General features: G+C 59.6%; 17 protein-coding genes. 6 read left to right on the forward strand and 11 right to left on the reverse strand.

From position 1 onward, the window contains the following. Window positions 1-23 precede the first annotated feature (23 nt). From bioB to AB1E34_RS02150, 4 genes are all read right to left on the reverse strand, one after another. Window positions 24-989 (reverse strand): biotin synthase BioB, encoded by a 966-nt coding sequence (bioB, locus tag AB1E34_RS02135; RefSeq protein ID WP_372570684.1) that lies wholly within the window; start codon window positions 987-989, stop codon window positions 24-26. Next, the gene (locus AB1E34_RS02140; RefSeq protein ID WP_372570685.1) at window positions 982-1,569 is read right to left on the reverse strand and encodes a biotin transporter BioY; all 588 of its coding nucleotides are present in this window, start codon (window positions 1,567-1,569) and stop codon (window positions 982-984) included. Before AB1E34_RS02140 ends, bioB begins: the two co-directional genes overlap by 8 nt. Before the next feature lie 106 nt (window positions 1,570-1,675). Next, on the reverse strand, window positions 1,676-2,275 hold the full coding sequence (locus AB1E34_RS02145; RefSeq protein WP_372570686.1) for a GntR family transcriptional regulator: 600 nt from the start codon (window positions 2,273-2,275) through the stop codon (window positions 1,676-1,678). Between the two features lie 31 nt (window positions 2,276-2,306). Beyond that, window positions 2,307-3,242: a threonine/serine dehydratase gene (locus AB1E34_RS02150; RefSeq protein ID WP_372570687.1), complete on the reverse strand. Its 936-nt coding sequence runs from the start codon at window positions 3,240-3,242 to the stop codon at window positions 2,307-2,309. A gap of 79 nt (window positions 3,243-3,321) precedes the next feature. Between AB1E34_RS02150 and AB1E34_RS02155 the strand changes: the two genes are divergently transcribed. Further along, a complete protein-coding gene (locus AB1E34_RS02155) occupies window positions 3,322-4,167 on the forward strand; it encodes an LOG family protein (protein ID WP_372570688.1) in 846 nt (281 codons plus the stop codon). Between the two features lie 69 nt (window positions 4,168-4,236). Here AB1E34_RS02155 and AB1E34_RS02160 read toward each other — a convergent pair whose 3' ends face one another. The 7 genes from AB1E34_RS02160 to AB1E34_RS02190 all read right to left on the reverse strand — a co-directional run bounded on the left by AB1E34_RS02160 (window position 4,237) and on the right by AB1E34_RS02190 (window position 12,143). Next, complete coding sequence (locus AB1E34_RS02160; RefSeq protein ID WP_372570689.1) at window positions 4,237-5,025, reverse strand: XdhC family protein; 789 nt, start codon at window positions 5,023-5,025, stop codon at window positions 4,237-4,239. Beyond that, window positions 5,022-6,203, reverse strand: a complete 1,182-nt coding sequence (locus tag AB1E34_RS02165) for a vWA domain-containing protein (RefSeq protein WP_372570690.1) — start codon at window positions 6,201-6,203, stop codon at window positions 5,022-5,024. The genes AB1E34_RS02160 and AB1E34_RS02165 overlap by 4 nt, the downstream gene beginning before the upstream one ends. Then, entirely contained in the window at window positions 6,200-7,075 is an 876-nt protein-coding gene (locus AB1E34_RS02170; protein WP_372570691.1) for an AAA family ATPase, read from the reverse strand. The genes AB1E34_RS02165 and AB1E34_RS02170 overlap by 4 nt, the downstream gene beginning before the upstream one ends. 45 nt (window positions 7,076-7,120) lie before the next feature. Further along, on the reverse strand, window positions 7,121-9,547 hold the full coding sequence (locus AB1E34_RS02175) for an aerobic carbon-monoxide dehydrogenase large subunit (RefSeq protein WP_372570692.1): 2,427 nt from the start codon (window positions 9,545-9,547) through the stop codon (window positions 7,121-7,123). After that, window positions 9,544-10,038: a (2Fe-2S)-binding protein gene (locus AB1E34_RS02180; protein ID WP_372570693.1), complete on the reverse strand. Its 495-nt coding sequence runs from the start codon at window positions 10,036-10,038 to the stop codon at window positions 9,544-9,546. The genes AB1E34_RS02175 and AB1E34_RS02180 overlap by 4 nt, the downstream gene beginning before the upstream one ends. A gap of 14 nt (window positions 10,039-10,052) precedes the next feature. Further along, on the reverse strand, window positions 10,053-10,907 hold the full coding sequence (locus tag AB1E34_RS02185) for an FAD binding domain-containing protein (RefSeq protein WP_372570694.1): 855 nt from the start codon (window positions 10,905-10,907) through the stop codon (window positions 10,053-10,055). A 111-nt stretch (window positions 10,908-11,018) separates the two neighbouring features. Next, window positions 11,019-12,143 carry an MHYT domain-containing protein gene (locus tag AB1E34_RS02190; RefSeq protein WP_372570695.1) on the reverse strand — a complete coding sequence of 375 codons (1,125 nt, stop codon included), beginning with the start codon at window positions 12,141-12,143 and terminating at the stop codon, window positions 11,019-11,021. Window positions 12,144-12,515: 372 nt separating this feature from the next. Between AB1E34_RS02190 and AB1E34_RS02195 the strand changes: the two genes are divergently transcribed. The 5 genes from AB1E34_RS02195 (at window position 12,516) to pssA (ending at window position 19,632) form a co-directional block, all read left to right on the forward strand. Then, a complete protein-coding gene (locus AB1E34_RS02195; protein WP_372570696.1) occupies window positions 12,516-13,391 on the forward strand; it encodes a cyanophycinase in 876 nt (291 codons plus the stop codon). A 36-nt stretch (window positions 13,392-13,427) separates the two neighbouring features. Further along, window positions 13,428-16,229 (forward strand): cyanophycin synthetase, encoded by a 2,802-nt coding sequence (gene cphA, locus AB1E34_RS02200; RefSeq protein ID WP_372570697.1) that lies wholly within the window; start codon window positions 13,428-13,430, stop codon window positions 16,227-16,229. A 14-nt stretch (window positions 16,230-16,243) separates the two neighbouring features. Further along, a complete protein-coding gene (locus tag AB1E34_RS02205; protein WP_372570698.1) occupies window positions 16,244-17,986 on the forward strand; it encodes a Mur ligase family protein in 1,743 nt (580 codons plus the stop codon). A gap of 213 nt (window positions 17,987-18,199) precedes the next feature. Further along, window positions 18,200-18,892 carry a phosphatidylserine decarboxylase gene (locus tag AB1E34_RS02210; protein WP_372570699.1) on the forward strand — a complete coding sequence of 231 codons (693 nt, stop codon included), beginning with the start codon at window positions 18,200-18,202 and terminating at the stop codon, window positions 18,890-18,892. A gap of 2 nt (window positions 18,893-18,894) precedes the next feature. After that, on the forward strand, window positions 18,895-19,632 hold the full coding sequence (gene pssA, locus AB1E34_RS02215) for a CDP-diacylglycerol--serine O-phosphatidyltransferase (RefSeq protein ID WP_372570700.1): 738 nt from the start codon (window positions 18,895-18,897) through the stop codon (window positions 19,630-19,632). Window positions 19,633-19,639 lie beyond the last annotated feature (7 nt).

Genomic DNA, 19,639 nt, shown 5'->3' on the forward strand with positions numbered 1-19,639 from the left:
CGACCTGACACCGGCGCTTTGCGTCAGTCACCGCTCAGGGCACCGATCAACTCGAACATATCGCGGTCCTGCCCGGTTCCGGCATTCGGGGCGGTCAGCAACACGTCACCGTAGAAGACCGAGTTTGCCCCTGCCAGAAAACACAGGACCTGTTCCGCCGCCGAGAAATCCGAACGCCCTGCGGACAGTCTGACACGGGTTTTTGGCATGATGATCCGGGCCGTGGCGACCATCCGCACCAGATCGAAGATGCCGACCTTTTTGCGGTGTGCCAGCGGCGTGCCCTTGATCGGGATCAGAACGTTGATCGGGACGCTTTCGGGGTGCGGGTCGAACCCGGCAAGCACCTGCAGCATCGACGCCCGGTCGCGGATTGTTTCGCCCATCCCGATGATGCCGCCGCAGCACAGATCGATGCCCGCATCCCGACAATAAGACAGCGTTTCCAGCCGGTCTTGATAGGTGCGCGTTCCGATGATCTCGGCGTAAAACTCGGGCGAGGTATCCAGGTTATGGTTATAGGCGGTCAGCCCGGCCTCGGCCAGTTTCTGCGCCTGATGCGGCTTGAGCATTCCCAGCGTGACGCAGGCCTCCATCCCCAGGTCGCGCACGCCCGAGACCATCTCAAGCACATTGTCGAATTCCTGGCCATCGCGCACCTGCCGCCAGGCTGCGCCCATACAGAACCGTTCGGCCCCCGCAGCCTTTGCCCGCTTTGCGAGCGACAGGACATGCGCCGGGTTCATCAGCTTTTCTTTGGTCAGTTCCACCTCGCGGTGATGCGCCGATTGCGGGCAATAGGCGCAATCTTCGGGACAGCCACCGGTCTTGATGGACAGCAGGCTGGCTTTTTGAATGTCTTCGGGATCGTGATGCGCTCGGTGTATCGCGCTGGCCCGCCCGATCAGGTCCAGCAAGGGAAGGCGCAGCAGCGCCTCCACCTCGTCGACCGTCCAGTCGCTCCGCAGGTCCTTGTGGCCATCAAGCATCGGATCGGGTTCCCCGAATGCGCGAGAGCAGTCTCGTGGGCAGGCCCAGCACGACAACGCTTGCCAGCGTGATCTTGACCAGATCCCCTGCGATGAACGGTATGAATCCATAGGCGAGAACCTTGTCGCCCGGCACGAATTGCGCCAACCAGCCAAGGCCCAGCGCATAGATCATCGCCAGCCCCACCAGCATCGCGGGCCACAGGAACAGTTTGCGCAGATGATCTGCTGCCCAGCCCACGATGACGGCTGCTGCAACAAAGCCCAGCAGATATCCCCCCGTACCTCCGATCATATAAGCCAGCCCAATGCCCTTTTCGGGCGTTCCCGCAAAGACCGGAAATCCAAGGGCACCCGCCACTAGGTAGCCCACCACAGTCGCGGTTCCCAACCGCAGGCCATAGGCAGCAGCGAGGGCCATGACAGCCGCCACCTGAAGAGTCATTGGTACCGGCCAGAACGGGATCTGAACCTTGGCGCTGAGCGTCAGCAAAAGCACACCTGCAACGACACGCGCGGCCTGTCCGGGCAGACCGATCGAGCCGGTGGCCGGAAGCGCTGAGGGATGGGGCGATTTCATTGGCTTTCCTTTTATAGATAAAAATTTTGCATTCGATCCATTTTTGATAATTTTATTGATAAAGAGTCAAGTCGCTTTCGGCCCCACCCCTGAAACACGGCAGGGATCAGAGCATACGGCGAATATGACGCGCGAGGATCCCGCTGGCCGCCGTCGCGTTGCGGCCCTTCAGCGCCTGCAGGATGGCTGCATGATCGGCGTCGGTCCGCTGCACCCATTTCTGTTGCCAATGGGCAAAGAAATGGCGGGCGCTTGCGATATGCAGGTCGTCAATCGTATGAAGCAGGCGCGGCATCGCGCATGGCGTAAGAATGACGCGGTGAAAGACGCGATTCCGCGCCTCCCATGTGGGCATATCCTCAGCGGCGTCACATTGCGCGACCGCTTCTGACACCAGCTTGATATCCCGAGGCGTGAAGTTCTGAACGGCGTGCTGCAGCGCCAGGGTTTCCAGAACCACCCGCATTTCGATGACTTCGCGCACCTCAGAAGGATCAAGGGCCGCGACCCGCATGCCCCGGCGTGGCTCGCTGACTGCAAGTCCATGCGCCTCAAGCCGCAGCAGCGCCTCGCGCACCGGAACATGGCTGGTCTCATGGGCACGCGCGATATGGTCCTGCCGCAGCTTCTCACCGGCGGGTAAAGCACCAGTGATGATCTGCTGGCTCAGACTTTGATAAATCGTGTCGGCAATCGTTGCTGTCATGGATTATAGATAAAACCCGACCGTGCGCCTCTCAAGCGGAATCATCCGGGTCAAGCGGATCGGGCGCGAAATTTGCGCCGCAGATCAGAACCGCCAGCTTTTCGCCGGGCTCCGGGCGATAGGCCCTGGACATCAGCGCGGCCAAAGCGGTAGCGCCTGCGGGTTCGACCAGCAGCCGCCGCTCCTGCCAGAGAGCCTCTTGAGCGGATCGGATGGCATCATCGGTGACCAGCACCGACCTCGTCTGGTACTGCCTCGTCAGATCGAAGCAGATATCCCCGATCCGCCGCGCACCAAGCGCGTTGGCGGCGATGCCCGAGACCTCGACATCCACCGGCTGCCCCGCCGCAAGCGCCGCATGCAGCGCGCAGGAGGTTTCCGGCTCCACCGCCACGACCTTGCGCGCGCCCTGCAACCAGGCCAACGCGCCCGAGATCAGCCCGCCACCGCCAACCGCAATCAAGACCGTGTCAGCCCGCAGCCCCTGCCCTTCCCATTCGCGCATCGCCGTGCCCTGCCCCGCGACAGTTGCCGGGGCATCATAGGCATGGATTTGCATCGCGCCCGAGCGCGCCTCATGCTCTTGCGCCAACTTCAGAGCATTGGCGTATTGACCCGGCACAACGCTCAGATCAGCGCCGATCCGTTCGATCAGCGCGATCTTTGAGGGGCCCGCCATTTCGGGCACGAAGATATGCGCCGGGTGCCCCAGCGCCCGCGCCGCATAAGCCGCCGCCGCGCCGTGATTGCCGCCCGAGGCCGCAACCACACCTGCTGCTGGCACGTCGCTGCTGAGCAGCGTGTTGAATGCCCCGCGCGCCTTGAAACTGCCGGTATGCTGAAGCTGTTCCAGCTTCATCTCGACCGGATAATCCAGACCAAACCCTTTGAAGGTCACCACCGGTGTTTCCACCACATGGCCTGCGATACGATCCGCCGCCGCTTCGATCTCTTGTGTCCATCCCATTCTCACTATCCCGTCTCTGGCGCTCTGGCCGCGAACCCTATAGCTGTTGGGCAAACACGCAAGCCGGGATGCAACCGACATGAAAGAAGACCATCGCCTCAGCCCCTTCCGGGACGCCCATACCGACCGCAGCACCGCCAGCGAAGTGCCGGACACGCCGCAGACGCGGTCGCCGTCCTACCGTCTGGCCTTTGCCGATGACGATTTCCTCTGTCGTGATGAGCTGCGGCCCGTGCGCCTGCAGCTTGAGCTTCTGAAACCGCAAATGATGCTGGATGAACATGGCATCACCTCGACAATCGTGATGTTTGGCGGCGCGCGCATTCCCGAGCCTGCGCAAAAACACACGGCGCGCACACAAACGCTGGCGGATTTGTCCGAGTTCTACGATGAGGCCCGCGAATTTGCGCGCCTGATGACCGAGAAATCCAAGCAAAGCGGCTGCCGCGAAAACGTGATCGTCACCGGCGGCGGACCCGGCGTGATGGAGGCCGGAAATCGCGGCGCCGAGGATGCAGGTGGCTGTTCGATCGGGTTGAACATCGTGTTGCCGCATGAGCAGGCACCGAACCTGCATGTGACACCGGAGCTGGCCTTCAACTTCCACTATTTTGCGATCCGCAAGATGCACTTCCTGATGCGCGCCCGTGCCATCACCATCTTTCCGGGCGGGTTCGGCACCATGGACGAACTGTTCGAGGCGCTGACCCTGATCCAGACCGGGCGCATGGATCGAGTACCGTTCCTGCTGTTCGGGCGTGCCTTCTGGGAAAAGGTCATCAACTGGGAGGCGCTGGCCGATGCCGGCACGATCTCGGACGAGGATCTGGACCTGTTCCGCTTCGTGGACACCGCGCAAGAGGCGATGGAGCTGATCGAGAACTGGGAACCCGCGCCACCGCGCGATGATATCCCCGGCCGCTGAGCGACACTTGCGTTTAAAGAAGATGCCGTGCAGGCGCTTACTCTGAAGGTCAAGATATTCGTTGTCACGTCATCTATTGGGCAGGCTCACCGCTGAACGCCGGACCTGGACCAGTTGCGCCAGGATCGACAGGGCGATCTCTTCGGGTGTGACGGCGCCCAAATCGAGGCCTGCGGGTGCCTGAACGTCATCAATTCTGGTTTGATCGATACCCGCTGTCGCGAGTTTTTTCGCAAGTGATGCGTATTTCCGGCGACTGCCGACGAAAGCCACATAGGTCGGTTGGCTAGCAAGCGCTGACTTCAATGCATCAAGGTCACCCTGCCCCTGCGTTGCGACGACGATGAAATGTTGCTGATGCGGAGTGTTTTCTTGCGAAGCGGGCGGTGCGGCGGCGACGGACCAGTGGAATTGAGGGGCAAGTGTGCTCAGAGCCTGCGCGACCGGAGACGCACCGATGACCACAAGTTGCGGCGTCGGCAGGCACGGCTCGATAAAGATATCTATCGTGCCGCGCGACGGGCAGCCGTTGCGGGCAAACTGGGTTCCGTCCACCATATCCCCCGAGGTGACACCTTTCTCGGCAAGCAAATCCTCTGGCGCAACAGAGACAAGCTGCGGCCGTCCGTCTTGCAACGCCCGCAGTGCGGCGCGCTTCACCGCACCTCTGGTGCAGCCGCCGCCCAGCCAGCCTTGCAGGATCGTTCCATCCGCGCTGAGCAGCGCCTTTGCACCGGGTTTGGCGGCTGTTGGTCCAGCTGTGCGCACGATGGTGGCAAAGGCAAAGGGCTCATCCTTGGCGCGCAACTCCTGTGCCGCTTCGGCCAGATCGGATGAGAGAATTTCGGCCGGGGTCATAGCGTTGCCAGCTCCTGCTCCAACGCCGCCAAATCCCGCAGCGTATTGGCTGCCTTGAAGGCGTCCAGATACGGCAGGGCCGCCGCCATGCCTGCGGCAACCGGTGCGTAGTCTTGCCAACCCTTGAGAGGGTTGAGCCAGATCACCTTGCAGCCCCGCTTGCGCAGCTTTTGCAACGCGGCAGCGATAACCTCGGGCGGCGCGGTGTCGTAGCCATCCGACAGGATCAGCACAACGCTGCGCCCGTCGACAAACCGCTTGGCATAGGTGTCGGCAAAGCGCATGAGCGATGGCCCGATCTTCGACCCGCCGCCGAACCCGTCAGCCATCAGCGACATGCGTCCAATGGCCCGCATCGCGTCCTTGTCGCGCAGAGCTTCGGTGATGCGGACAAGGCGGGTGTGAAACAGATAGGCATCTGCGCTCATGTCAGCCCGCATCAGGCCCGCGAGAAAGGCCAGGAATACCTGCGCGTATACGCTCATTGACCCTGAAACATCGCAAAGAGCCACGATCTTGCGCGTTCTGTCGGGCCGATGTTTGCGCAGTAGACGCAGCGGCTCGCCGCCGGTGGCCAGACTGTGGCGGATGGTCTTGCGAAAATGCAGCCGATCGCCCCTGCGTGCGGCCTTGCGGCGGCGCGAGCGCTTGTCGCGCAAGGCCGCACCGATACGGCGGGCGACCTCTTCGGCTTGTGCGATTTCGTCGGGCCGGACTAGATCGCGCAGATCGCGGCGGCTGAGGTTGCGCTGCTGGGTTGCGATCAGTTTGCCGGTGCCATCGCTTTCAGCTTCCCCGTTCTCATTGTCAGGCGCGGTGGCCGCGCCAGAGGCTCCGACGTCTTGGCCCGCTGCGTCGCGAGAGGAATGGACATCTTTGCTCATTTTGGTTGTGGGTTTTGGAATGACCTTCTGCCGCACCCGGCCCGCATCCATCCAGTAGCTGTCGAAAAGCGCGTCGAAACGCTGGGATTCTTCCTTGCATCCGGTGCAGACGGCCCTCAGGGCGCGGCGGCTGTCATCGGGGTGGACAGCTTCGACTTCGGCCAGAGCCGCCATGGCGATATCCGCCTCTGCCACGCCAAGGCGCAGGCCGTTTTCGCGCAGATGCGCGATGAACCCCACAACCCGCGCCGCGGGGCCCGGGTCACGGGCGGCGAATTTCGTCACACGGCTCATGCGGCTTTCCCCGCGATGCGCCCCGCAACCTCGGGCGTGATATGGGCCTGATCGCTTTGCGTCTTGAGCAGGGTTGTGAGCGTCGATTGCAGAACGGTGGTGTCTTGGGTCAGATCGGCGATGCCAAGCCCCATGAGGGCTGCGGCAAAATCGAGCATCTCGGCAATACCGGGGACCTTTTCCAGCTCTTCTTCGCGCAATCTCTGCACGAAGCTGACAATCTGACCAGCGAGCCGCGCCTCGACCTCGGGGCATCTTGCTTTGAGGATTGCCAGTTCCGTGGCCCGGTCTGGGTATTCCACATAGGTGTACAGACACCGTCGGCGTAATGCGTCAGATAGATCACGCGTACCATTTGATGTCAGGATCACGATCGGTCGAGATACCGCCGTGATGGTGCCAAGCTCGGGGATCGAGATCTGAAAGTCGGACAGGATCTCCAGCAGGTAGGCTTCAAATTCCTCATCCGCCCGGTCGATTTCATCGATCAGCAGCACCGGCGGGGTGTCTTGCGTGATGGCCGCCAGCAAAGGGCGTTCCAACAGGAAGTCCCGTGAAAAGATGCGATCCTCGACGGTTTTGCCGGTCTCACCATCCTCGGCTGCGGCCCGGATGGTCAGCAATTGGCGCTGATAGTTCCATTCATAGATGGCCTGCGCGGCATCTAGCCCTTCATAACATTGCAGACGGATCAGCCGCGTGTCTTGCGCAACCGACAGCGCGCGCGCGATTTCGGTTTTGCCGACACCCGCGGCCCCTTCCAGCAAGAGCGGGCGGCCAAGGGTCAAGGCAAGCTGCAAGGCAACCGCCAGATCGTCAGACGCCACATAGCTTTCAGCGGCAAGACGGGATTTGAGATCACTCCAGCTCATATCTGTCGCGGTCAGGCGGGATAGCGCCCCGCCTGACCATTGCCCTTAACCATGCAGGCCAAGTTCATTGGCTGTCTTCCAGATCCGCCAGTGATCATGGGGCATGTTGGTATGCGTGTTGCCGAACGCACGGAACGCATCCTGCACCGCGTTCGAGAAGCATGGCACCCCGCCTACATGGGGACTTTCGCCCACACCCTTGGCCCCAATGGGATGGTGCGGGCTGGGGGTGACGGTGTAGTCGGTTTCATAATTGGGCACTTCCCAAGCTGTCGGCAGGAAGAAATCCATCAGCGTCCCGGTCTTGACGTTTCCCATGTCGTCATAGGCGATCTCCTGACCCAAGGCGACGGCCAGCGCTTCGGTCAGACCGCCATGCACCTGACCTTCGATGATCATCGGGTTGATCCGGGTTCCGCAATCATCCAGCGCATAGAAACGACGGATGTCGGGCACGCCGGTATCCACGTCGATATCCATTACACAGACATAAGCCCCGAACGGGTAGGTCATGTTTGGTGGATCATAATAACTGACCGCTTCAAGACCGGGCTCGATCCCTGGGATCGCCTGGTTATAGGCCGCAAAGGCGACCTCTTTCATTGTCTTGAACCTCTCCGGTGCGCCTTTGACAACGAACCGATCCACGTCAAATTCCACGTCATTGTCATGCACCTCAAGCAGGTAGGCTGCGATCATCTGCGCCTTGGCGCGGATTTTGCGGCCCGCCATCGCGGTGGCGGCACCGGCAACCGGGGTGGAGCGAGACCCATACGTGCCCAGACCGTAAGGTGCGGTGTCCGTGTCGCCCTCTTCGATGGTGATGCTGTCGGCAGGCAGGCCAATCTCGGATGCCAGGATTTGTGCAAAGGTTGTCGCGTGACCCTGACCTTGTGAAATCGTCCCCAGCCGCGCAATCGCAGACCCTGTCGGGTGGATACGGATTTCGCAGCTATCAAACATGCCCAGGCCCAGAATGTCGCAATTCTTGACGGGTCCGGCCCCCACGATCTCGGTAAAGAAGGACAGACCAATTCCCATCAGCTTGCGGGTCTTGCCTGCTTTGAAGTCCTCAATCCGCTGTGCCTGTTCGGCGCGCAATCCGTCATAATCCACTGTTTTCAGCGCCTTGTCCCAGGCGGTATGGTAATCGCCGCTGTCATATTCCCAGCCCAACGCTGCCTTGTAGGGGAACTGTTCTTTCCTGATAAAGTTGATCCGGCGCAACTCGGCTGCATCCATATTCAACTTGATGGCGAGAACCTCGATCATCCGTTCGATGAAATACACCGCCTCGGTCACCCGGAAGGAACAGCGATAGCTGACCCCGCCAGGAGCCTTGTTGGTGTAGACGCCATCGACCTCAAGATAGGCGGTCGGGATATCGTAGGACCCGGTGCAGATATTCATGAACCCGGCCGGGAATTTGGTGGGGTCGGCACAGGCATCAAAGCCACCGTGATCGGCGGTCACATGGCACTGCAGCCCGGTGATCTTGCCCTCTTTGGTGGCCGATATCCTGCCTTTCATCCAATAATCCCGCGCAAAGGCGGTGGATATCAAGTTGTCCATTCGGTCCTCGATCCACTTGACTGGCTTGCCGGTGACGATGGAGGCCACGACAGAACAGACATACCCGGGATAGGCCCCGACCTTGTTGCCAAAACCGCCGCCGATATCGGGAGAAATCACGCGGATATTGTGCTCTTCGATGCCGGAGATCAGAGAGACCACGGTCCGGATCGCGTGCGGGGCCTGAAAGGTGCCCCACAGCGTCAGCTTGCCGTTGACCTTATCCATAGAGGCCACGCAACCGCAGGTTTCCAGCGGGCAGGGGTGCGTGCGGTGATAATACATCGACTCTTCGGCCACGATTTCGGCATTGGCGAGGACCTCTTCGGTGGGGCCCTTGTCGCCCGCTTCCCAGGTAAAGATGTGGTTGGGATGCTTCCGGGGACCGTGCGCGCCATCGGGGATGGAACCATCCTCCGCCACCAGATCCTCGCGCAGAATCACATCGGATTGCAGCGATTCAAACGGATCGACGATGACAGGCAGGTCTTCGTAATCGACCTCGACGGCTTCGATCCCGTCTGCGGCGGCATAGCGGTCTTCGGCGACGACAAAGGCCACTTCCTGTCCCTGAAACAGAACCTTGCCATCGGCCAGCACCATTTGCTTGTCGCCCGCAAGGGTCGGCATCCAATGCAGGCCCAGCGGTTCCAGATCGGCGGCGGTCAAGACCGCCAGAACACCGGGCACCTCCATCGCGGCAGAGGTGTCAATGCTTTTGATCCGGGCATGGGCATAGGGCGTGCGAACGAAATCGCCAAACAGCATACCGTCCAGCTTGATATCGTCGACATAGTTGCCCTTGCCCTGGGTGAACCGGGCATCTTCGACCCGCTTGCGCGAGCACCCCATGCCCTTGAGGTTATCGAGGCGTTCTTCGCGAGTGACTTCGTCTTTCATTCTGCGGCCTCCCTGGCTGCATTCATCTCAGCCGCGGCGGCCTGAATGGATTTCACGATGTTCTGGTAACCGGTGCAGCGGCAGATGTTGCCAGCCATGCCGAAGCGGATTTCCTCTTCGGTCGGGTCGGGATTTTCCTCCAACAGCTTGGCGGCACGGGTGATCATGCCGGGGGTACAGAATCCGCATTGCAGCCCATGATGTTCCTTGAAGGCCTCCTGCAGCGGGTGCAGGTCGTCGGGGCCGCCAATCCCCTCGATCGTCGTGATCTCGCCACCGTCGGCCTGGGCAACGAACATGGTGCAGGATTTGACCGACTTGCCGTTGATGGTGACCGTGCAGGCCCCGCAATGAGAGGTATCGCATCCGATATGCGGGCCGGTGATATTCAACCGCTCTCGCAGCGTATAGATCAGCAGTTCACGTGGTTCGGCCAGAAACTCTTCGTCCTTGCCGTTCACCTTCAGCTTGATGTGCATTTTCTTTGACATGATATCCCCTCGCTTCAGGCGCGCGACCAGGCGCGTTCGATGGTGCGGCGCAGGATGACGCCAGCCACATGTTTCTTGAACGCGACGGGGCCGCGATTGTCCTCGCTCGGGTCGATATCACCAAGCATGGCGGCAACGGCGGTTTTGATCGCGGCATCATCCACCGAAGTGCCGACAAGGGCGGTGCCTGCAGCTTCTGAATAGATGGGCGTATCGCTGAGATTGGTCATCGCGATGGATGCGGCAACGCAAGCGCCGCCGTCGTTTACGATCTGCACAGCAGCGGCGGCGGTCGCATAATCGCCAATCTTGCGTTTTTGCTTTTCATAGGCATATCCACCCTCAGGCAGAGGAATCGTCACCGCTGTCAGCACCTCATCATCTTCCCGCGCCGTCATATATGCCGCCTCGTAGAACGCGCGCGCCCTGACCGAGCGCTCGCCGCCGGAGCCAACCAAAGTGAATTGCGCATCAAGGCATTGCATCAATCCCGGCATGTCATTGCCCGGATCCCCATTCGCCACATTGCCACCAACCGTGCCCATATAGCGGACCTGCGGGTCAGCGATCTGCAAGGCGGCCTCTCGCAAGATCGGGGCCACATCCGCCAAAGCCGCGTGATCAATGATGTCGGCCTGCGTGACCATAGCGCCAATGCGGATGCTGTCCGCGTCAATTTCGATGCCGGACATGCCACCAACATCCTGAAGGTCGATCAGATGCGGCACCTCCGCCATGCGCAGCTTCATCATTGGAATAAGGCTGTGACCCCCAGCCATGACGCGGGCGTCGTCACCATGTTCTTCCAGCAGGGACAAGACCCCGGCCATATCCTTTGGACGATAATACTCGAACGCAGCTGGAATCATCGGCTTCCTCCCTAAAAGCGATTGTTCTGGCTGGGAGGGATTACTGCATACGCTCCGAAGCGGGAGCATCAGGAAATCAATGAAACACAGGCCTTTTGCACGAAATGCGCCCTAGACTGCACGAGCTGCGCCACCCTGAGCGGCAAGCGCATCCTGTATTGCCTTGAGCTTTGACCGGCTCACGGGGGCGGGCGGCAGATCAGCACCATCAAATATGCAGCGCCCCTTGTCCTTGGTCCGTTCAAAGCGGGCCACCCGCCCCGGATTGACCAGGTAGCTTCGATGCGTTTGCAGGAACCCGACAGGCAGCAGCCGCTTTGACGCCTCGGTCACCGACCACACGCAAAAGAGGCGCTCATCCACCGTGTAGATTTGCGTGTAATGACCGTCGGCACGCACGAACAGCACATCGCTCGCCCAGATGAAAACCTTGCCGCCGTCCCGTTCACACGGGATCTGCAATTGTGCCGCAGGTTCGGGTTCTGGCGACGGCTTAACCGGATTAGCAGCCTGACCATGGGTTGGCGCTACCAGATAGGTGACGCTCACCCAGAGACAGGCACCAAAAATGACAAAGCTGAAGAAGATCACGCCAAGTGCCAGTGTCTCATTGCTCATCAGGGGGCCGAACTCAGCCGGGCTGGGCTCAGCGACAAATTTGGTTCCGGCCATCGCCAGAAAATGCACCGAACATACCGCAATCGCAAAGCAGAGCGTTCCCAGAACGATGTTGCGATTTGTCCGATGGCCATAGGCAATCCAGAACGCGAGGATGCACATACCTATTGCAACAATGGACGAGAAGACGACACCCCAAGGCGTGTAGATCGCCCGACACAGCTCCAACCCGGCCATGCCGATATAGTGCATCACCAGTATGCCGACCCCAACGATGCCGCCCGCAAGCGTGATTACGGTCGAGGTGCGTTCCGCGAAATGCACGAGGATCAAGGCGGCCCCCACAAGCAAAATCGCAGACAAGGCAGAGACAAGCGTGATCGCGGCGTCATAATAAAACAGGATCGGAAGCTGCAGCCCCAACATGGCAACAAAATGCATCGCCCAGATGCCTCCGCCCAGCGCGATTGCGGCAAGTGCGATGGATGCCTTTTTCTGGAACATCGGCTTTTTCGAGAGGTCTCGTGTAAGCGAAAGACCGGTGAAACCTGCCACGAGCGCAACCACGAACGACATCGCGATCAGAAAGCCGCTGTGGGTGAAGCTGAGAAATTCCATTTGGCTGAAGATGACCAAAATTCATTTATTTTGCAAATATCGCACGCTGCTTGGGTTCGGTCACATACAGTAGGGGCCAGTCGCACTCAGACGCCCCAAGGACATCTGCTGCAAAGTAATGCCTTCGCAGCGAAGCCGCTCCTTCCCCCCCTGCCCGGCAACCTCGTGGTTTTGCTGAAACCGTGCCACATAGGCCAACAGGCCGTTGGTATGCTTGGCGGACAGGTGATTTTCGATGGCGATCTGAGTGGACAAGGTGTTATGGCACCCCGCGAATGGCTCGCACGGGATCACCGGACGATGCGTTGGGGAAGATACCAAGCAACGACGTGACCCTCGGCAAGCGGGACGAACAAAGGACAGAGAACGGCCATGTGCCCAGCACCAGCAAACGAAGATACCGATCGCGGTTTCATCATTCCGATCGGCGGGGGCGAAGACCGGGTCAAAGAGATGCAGATTCACCGGAAGTTCCTGGACCTGTCCGGTGGGCCAGACGCAGATATCGTGGTGATTCCAACGGCATCAATGCTGGAAGAGACCGGTCCCGACTATCACCGCATCTTCTCTGATCTGGGGGCCGGTACGGTCGAGTTTCTGCCCATCTCGCGCCGGGCCGATTGTGACAACCCCGAGTTTGCCGACATGCTGGACCGGGCGACCGGGATTTTCATGACGGGCGGCAACCAGCTCCGCCTTTCGGCCATTCTTGGCGGCACGCTCGTTGCGCAGAAGATTCGCCGTCGAAATGCAGCGGGTGTACCCGTTGCAGGCACCTCCGCCGGTGCCTCTATTATGTCCGAACACATGGTTGCCGGTGGCAGCAGCAACGCCGCACCCGCCGAGGGCAACATCACGCTGGCTCCCGGCATGGGGCTGACCAACGCGGTGATCATCGACCAGCATTTCACCCAGCGCAACCGGCTGGGCCGGCTGTTAACGGCTTCTTCGTTCAACCCTTTTCTGATCGGCCTGGGGATCGACGAGGACACGGCCGCCTTCATCGGTCCCGACAATATTGTGGAGGTTGTGGGCAGCGGGACGGTCACGGTTGTCGACGCCAGCCATCTGACCCACTCGTCCATGTGGGACGCGCGCCGCGGCGAGGCGCTCAGCCTTCTGGGTCTGCGTCTTGACGTTTTAGGTGAAGGGTGCCGTTATGACCTTACGGCACGTCAGGCCTATCCACCCGATGAGCATGCGGCGTTCTGCACCCTGCCAATGCCAAGTGGAGGCAACATCGGGTGATCGGGGGGGAACAATAATTCTGGAACGGGGAAGCCTATGAAAATCGTCTCAACCAATGTCTATGTCGGCCCGAATGTCTGGGCGAGCTTTCCGGTCATAAGACATGTCATTGATTTGGGATTTCTGGAAGACTGGCCCTCGGCAAAAATCGGTAGCGAATTCATCGACGGCCTGATCGCGGCATTGCCGGGCCTGTCAGAGCATGGCTGCTCTTATCGTGAACCCGGCGGGTTCATCCGACGTCTGCGCGAAGATGACGGCACCTGGCTGGGCCATGTGATGGAACATTGCGCATTGGAGATTCAGGGTGTTGCAGGCACCGATGTGACGTTTGGGCGGACCCGGTCCACCGGCGAGCCCGGACAGTACAACATGGTCTACCAGTACCGGCAGCGCGATGTTGGTCTGGATGCCGGCAAGCTGGCGCTGCGGTTGTTGATGCATCTGCTGCCACAGGCGCTGAAAGATCAGTCCGACTATGAGTTCGACGAGGACTTCAACTGGGAAGAGGAACTGCGTACCTTCGTATTGCGTGCGCAGCGCAAGGAGTTTGGCCCCTCGACGGGCTCTCTGGTCAAGGCGGCGGAAGAGCGGGATATCCCCTGGATCAGGCTCAACGAATACTCGCTGGTCCAGTTTGGTCATGGCAAATATCAAAAGCGAATTCAGGCGACGATCACCTCTGAAACCAAACATATCGCGGTCGAAATCTCCTGCGACAAGGAAGATACTCATAACCTGCTGAATGATCTCGGGCTGCCGGTGCCGCAGCAGCATATGGTCTATAGCGGCCGTGAAGCCATCCGCGCCGCGCGTCGCATCGGTCATCCGGTTGTCATCAAACCGCTGGATGCAAACCATGGGCGCGGCGTGTCAATCAACCTCAACAGTGACGAAGAGGTTGAGGCGGGTTTTCACGAGGCCAAGGAACACTCCAAAAGCCGCGCCATTCTGGTTGAGAGCTTTGTCACCGGGTTCGACCACCGGATGCTGGTCATCAACAACAAGCTTGAAGCGGTGGCAAAACGCGTGCCCGGGCATGTGGTTGGTAACGGCAAAAGCACCATCGCCGAGTTGGTCGACATCGTGAACCTCGACCCGCGCCGAGGGATTGGCCACGAAAAGGTGCTGACCCAGCTGGAATTGGACAATCAGGCCAACCGGTTGCTGGCCGAAGCCGGGTACAGCGCCGAAACCGTTTTGCCTGAAGGTGAGACCTTCTACCTGCGCTCGACGGCAAACCTGTCAACGGGCGGCACCTCGATAGACATGACCGATGTTGTCCATCCCGACAATCGCGACATGGCAGAGCGCGCGATCATGGCCGTTGGGTTGGACGTGGGCGGGGTCGATTTCCTGATTGATGACATCACCAGATCGTACAAGGAAATCGGCGGAGCGATTGTCGAGGTGAACGCCGCTCCGGGGTTCCGCATGCATGTTGCACCCTCCGAGGGTCAGTCGCGCGACGTCTCGGGCAAGGTGATGGACATGCTGTTCCCAACCGGGGAAGAGGCGCGCATCCCGATCGCGGCGATCACCGGCACCAACGGGAAAACCACCACCTCGCGGATGCTGGGCCATATCATGAAGGGCAGCGGCAAGACGGTCGGCATGACATCGACCGACGGCGTCTATGTGGATGGCAAGCTGAGCGTCAAGGGCGACATGACGGGGCCCAAGGCCGCGCAGATTGTTCTGCGCGATCCGATGGTGGATTTTGCGGTTATGGAAACCGCGCGCGGCGGGCTGGTGCGGTCCGGCCTCGGGTACCAGCGTTCCAACGTGGCGGCCTGTCTGAACGTCTCTGCCGATCACCTTGGCCTGCGCGGGATCAACACGGTCGAGGAACTGGCCGTCGTCAAACGTGTGGTGGTGGAAAGCGCGACGGAAACGGCCGTTCTGAACGCAGATGATATCAACTGCCTCAAGATGGCGGATTATGCTGACGTCAACGCGATCTTCTATGTCACCACCAATCCCGGGCACAGTCTGGTGAAGGAACATATCAAGGCGGGCGGAAAGGCCATCGTGCTGGAAAGTGGCATGAATGGCGACATGCTGACCATCTATGACAATGGCCTGCATATGCCCGTGCTCTGGTCGCATCTGATCCCGGCGGCGCTGGAAGGCAAGGCGATCTTCAACGTCCAGAACGCGATGTTCGCAGCCGCCATGGCCTATAGTTTCGGAGTTGACCTAGACAATATCCGCCATGGACTCAGGACCTTTGACACCAGCTATTTCCAGGCTCCGGGCCGGATGAATGTCTATGACGAGCATCCGTTCAAAGTTATCCTGGATTACGCCCATAACCCGGCCGCCATTGGCGTGGTAACTGATCTTGTCGAACGGCTGGACGTCAAGCGCCGCCGTATCGCTGTGGCCGCGATGCCAGGTGACCGGCGGGACGAGGATATTCTGGAAAGCGCGGGTATTCTTGCCGGGCATTTCGATCACTACATCTGCAAGGCGGATGATCATCGCCGTGGGCGCGGCCATGATGAGGTGCCGCAGATGATCAAGGCAGAGTTGATGCGCAAGGGTGTGCCCGAAAGCGCAATCAGCATCATCCCCGACGAGGTCGAAGCGGTGAATGCCGGGCTGGAAATGGCCGCTTCAGGCGACCTGCTTGTCATCTTCGGCGATGACAGCGCGCGCTGCTGGAAACAGATCATCTATCACAACGCGGGCGATGCGGAGGCCGAAGCCGAGGTGCAAAGCCTAAGGCCTGCAGCGGTGACAGACTTCGAGGAGATGCTCGATTCCGATCAGTCGCTCATTCGCGATGAACGCGGCGTGCGCCTCGCACGCGAGATAGACGAAGAAGCCGATTGATCGGAGGATCGCCGATGGATCGTATCGAAGAGCTTGAAACAGCATTGACGATTGTCAGCGCGACCGCTGACCACATTCGTGTCGACGATGCCCGCCGCCTGACCGGACCAGGGCTGCTATGGGAACGCCCCGGCGCAGTGATCGACGTGTTCGTCGAAGATGTGGATCTCGACCTGATTGCGCGTTTGTGGGACCGCCACGCCCGGAGCGTTCTGGATGCGTTGGGCTGGCAGAAAGAAAAACACATCGTGCGCCAGTTTCAGGGCGGCGTGAACCTCGCGATCTCGGCCCCGATGGATCAGCTTTATTCGTCGATATTTGTCGCTCAGACCGCGTGGCACTTCTGCGCTGCTGAGCTGTTGGAGCAGACGCCGGGTGATTTTAACGCCATGATCGCGGATGTCAAAACGGTGATGGCGAAAGAGGCGAACCCTGCTCTGATCGCATTGATCACCGCCGCCCAGGGTCACGGCGTCGATATCCTATGCGATGATGATGAGGTCTCCATCGGGCACGGCGCGGGCAGTCAGGTATGGCCGGTCGACGCCTTGCCGACACCGGAGCAGGTTGACTGGGAGAGGCTGCATGATGTGCCCATCGCTTTTGTCACCGGAACCAATGGCAAGACCACCACGACCCGGATTTGTGCGGCAATTGTCCGGGCGGCGGGAAAAACGGCGGGGCTGACCTCCACCGATTTTGTTCGGGTCGGGGACGACATTCTTGATCGCGGCGACTATTCGGGTCCAGGCGGGGCCCGAATGCTGTTGCGCGATCCCCGCCTGGAGGTCGCCATTCTAGAGGTCGCGCGTGGAGGCATTTTACGGCGCGGCCTGCCGACGCGGCGGGCAAGGGTTGCCGTAGTCACAAATGTCGCCAATGACCATCTGGGGCAATATGGCGTGAACACCGTCCCGGACTTGGCTCAGGCAAAGTTTGCGGTTCGCAGAACCCTGTCCGAGGGCGGCATACTAGCTCTGAACGCCGATGACGCCTTTGTCGTGGCCGAGGCCGATCGCGCTAACGCGACGATCTGGTGGTTTTCACTGGACCCAAACGCACCAAAAATCACAGCAGCCCGTTTGGGTGGCCACCCCTGCGCTTATCTGCTGGACGGTATGCTGGTGTTCTTTGACGGCAAGTTCGAGCATCCGTTGACACCCGTTCGCGACGTACCAATCACGATGAATGGCGCGGCCAGATACAATGTTTCTAACGCCTTGGCCGCCGTCTGCGTTGGAAAGGCAATGGGTTTGGAGGAACGCGACATCCGCTCCGGCCTTGCGAATTTCAAACCTGACGCGAAAGACAACCCAGGGCGTTGCAACGAGTTTTCGCATAACGGTGCGCGCGTCTTTGTGGATTTCGCACATAACCCGCATTCGATCGCTGCCGTATGCGAGGCGATGTCCGCCATCCCGGCCAAACGTCGGTTTATCATGCTCAGCCACGCAGGCGATCGATCTGATCAGGACATCCATGATGTCACCCTGACGGCGTTGGAGTTCAAGCCTGATATCGTGGTCGCGGTGGAAATGGAGAACTACTTGCGCGGGCGCGAGTTGGGAGAAATTCCAGCCCTTATCAGGCAGGCGGCAATCGATGAAGGTCTGACCTCGGATAGCGTGCTGTTTGCTGGCTCGCCCACGGAAGCGGCGCGCATGATACTGGATCAGGTACAGCCCAATGACCTGGCACTGCTGCTGGTGTTGTCCGAACGGGATGCGGTTTTTGAGCTCTTGGAGGATCGGGCCTGACTGAATGGATTGCGTTGCACAAGCTTTGGATCGATCGGAGGCAACAAGTTATAGGAACTGACTATCCTGCAACTCCGAACCCATCCTGCTTGGAACCCCATTTGATGTCGGAACCTTGGCGAAGACCAGTTTTGCCACTGGACAGAAACCATGTTGTGGACCGCGCCATATCCGGGTTAGGAAGCGGACATTCACCACCAAGGGCCAACACAAATGAGGATGCGTGACACTTTTTTGAAGCCAATGCATCCAGAGGGTCGCAAGTTTGTCATAGTATTCGCCATCGTGACGGCGCTGATATTTCAAATTTCATCGATCCTCGGCTGGATCGGTGTCGGACTGACTGTCTGGTGTTACTATTTCTTTCGTGACCCACAACGATCGACGCCGCTGCGAGAGGGGCTGATCGTAAGCCCGGCAGACGGTGTCGTGTCGCTGATCCAGTCTGCGGTTCCGCCCCCTGAACTTGGAATGCCCGACCAAGCTCTCACCCGCGTCAGCGTGTTCATGAGCGTTTTCAACTGCCATGTGAATCGCGCGCCGATTGCAGGGGAAATCCTGGAAATCGCGTATCGACCAGGAAAATTCTTCAACGCCTCGCTCGACAAAGCCAGCGCAGACAATGAACGCAACAGCCTCTGTATTCAATTGGCTGATGGACGCCAGGTTGCGGTCGTGCAGATTGCAGGCCTCGTTGCTCGGCGAATAGTGTGTTTCGTTACAAAGGGAAGCCAGATCGGGGCCGGCGAACGCTTTGGATTGATCCGCTTTGGCTCGCGGCTGGATGTCTATCTCCCGGATGGGGTTCAACCCCTGGTCAGCGTGGGGCAAACGATGATCGCCGGCGAAACCGTCTTGGCCGATCTGGCGAGTGACGAGCCGGCGCGAACGGCCCGTACGGATTGAAAATGTCAGAGCCTTCGCCAGACAACAAGCGCGACCTGCCGGTTATTCATCTGTTGCCCAACCTGCTGACGATCACAGCGATCTGCGCCGGGCTTACAGCCGTTAGTTTTGGATATCAGGGTGATTTTGAAACGGCGGTCAAGCTGGTGCTGTTGGCGGTCGTGCTTGATGGTCTCGATGGACGTCTCGCGCGTTTGATGCACAGTCAGAGCTCTTTTGGTGCGGAGCTGGATTCGCTGGCTGACTTCGTCAATTTTGGAGTGGCGCCAGGACTGATACTATATGTCTGGGCGTTGCAGGATTTTAGCGCCGGTTGGTTGGCCGTGCTGGGCTATGTCGTCTGCTGCATGCTCCGTCTGGCTCGGTTCAATGTGACGAACAAGTCGGCCACTGAGAACACCCAGAGCGACTTCTTTGAAGGCGTGCCGTCACCTGCGGCTGCTCTTCTTATCATGCTACCAATGTACGTGTCTTTCTTGTTCCCCGATATGCCTCTGGCGCCGCCTGTTCTCATCGCAGGCTACCTGCTGGTCGTCGGAGTTCTTATGATCAGCCGAGTTCCTTCGTACTCTTTCAAGAACATCTCGATTTCTCGCGGAAATGCAAAATTCCTGATGTTGGGGTTCGCTCTCTTGCTGTCGGCATTGCTCATCTATCTCTGGGCAACGCTCGCTCTCATATCGATCATCTATATCGTAAGCTTGGTTCTGGCACATTACGCGGCACGAAAATCCAATTGAACGATTA

The sequence above is a fragment of the Ruegeria jejuensis genome, from assembly GCF_041537905.1.
GTDB lineage: Bacteria > Pseudomonadota > Alphaproteobacteria > Rhodobacterales > Rhodobacteraceae > Ruegeria_C.

What these genes read in the sequence shown, in the direction of transcription:
- AB1E34_RS02170 (WP_372570691.1), bottom strand. Translation starts at nt 7,075, where the DNA reads ATGAGCTGGAGTGATCTCAAATCCCGTCTTGCCGCTGAAAGCTATGTG.
- AB1E34_RS02165 (WP_372570690.1), bottom strand. Translation starts at nt 6,203, where the DNA reads ATGAGCCGTGTGACGAAATTCGCCGCCCGTGACCCGGGCCCCGCGGCG.
- AB1E34_RS02160 (WP_372570689.1), bottom strand. Translation starts at nt 5,025, where the DNA reads ATGACCCCGGCCGAAATTCTCTCATCCGATCTGGCCGAAGCGGCACAG.
- AB1E34_RS02205 (WP_372570698.1), top strand. Translation starts at nt 16,244, where the DNA reads ATGGATCGTATCGAAGAGCTTGAAACAGCATTGACGATTGTCAGCGCG.
- AB1E34_RS02150 (WP_372570687.1), bottom strand. Translation starts at nt 3,242, where the DNA reads ATGGGATGGACACAAGAGATCGAAGCGGCGGCGGATCGTATCGCAGGC.
- AB1E34_RS02185 (WP_372570694.1), bottom strand. Translation starts at nt 10,907, where the DNA reads ATGATTCCAGCTGCGTTCGAGTATTATCGTCCAAAGGATATGGCCGGG.
- AB1E34_RS02155 (WP_372570688.1), top strand. Translation starts at nt 3,322, where the DNA reads ATGAAAGAAGACCATCGCCTCAGCCCCTTCCGGGACGCCCATACCGAC.
- cphA (WP_372570697.1), top strand. Translation starts at nt 13,428, where the DNA reads ATGAAAATCGTCTCAACCAATGTCTATGTCGGCCCGAATGTCTGGGCG.
- AB1E34_RS02180 (WP_372570693.1), bottom strand. Translation starts at nt 10,038, where the DNA reads ATGTCAAAGAAAATGCACATCAAGCTGAAGGTGAACGGCAAGGACGAA.
- bioB (WP_372570684.1), bottom strand. Translation starts at nt 989, where the DNA reads ATGCTTGATGGCCACAAGGACCTGCGGAGCGACTGGACGGTCGACGAG.
- AB1E34_RS02140 (WP_372570685.1), bottom strand. Translation starts at nt 1,569, where the DNA reads ATGAAATCGCCCCATCCCTCAGCGCTTCCGGCCACCGGCTCGATCGGT.
- AB1E34_RS02210 (WP_372570699.1), top strand. Translation starts at nt 18,200, where the DNA reads ATGAGGATGCGTGACACTTTTTTGAAGCCAATGCATCCAGAGGGTCGC.
- AB1E34_RS02175 (WP_372570692.1), bottom strand. Translation starts at nt 9,547, where the DNA reads ATGAAAGACGAAGTCACTCGCGAAGAACGCCTCGATAACCTCAAGGGC.
- AB1E34_RS02190 (WP_372570695.1), bottom strand. Translation starts at nt 12,143, where the DNA reads ATGGAATTTCTCAGCTTCACCCACAGCGGCTTTCTGATCGCGATGTCG.
- pssA (WP_372570700.1), top strand. Translation starts at nt 18,895, where the DNA reads ATGTCAGAGCCTTCGCCAGACAACAAGCGCGACCTGCCGGTTATTCAT.
- AB1E34_RS02195 (WP_372570696.1), top strand. Translation starts at nt 12,516, where the DNA reads ATGTGCCCAGCACCAGCAAACGAAGATACCGATCGCGGTTTCATCATT.
- AB1E34_RS02145 (WP_372570686.1), bottom strand. Translation starts at nt 2,275, where the DNA reads ATGACAGCAACGATTGCCGACACGATTTATCAAAGTCTGAGCCAGCAG.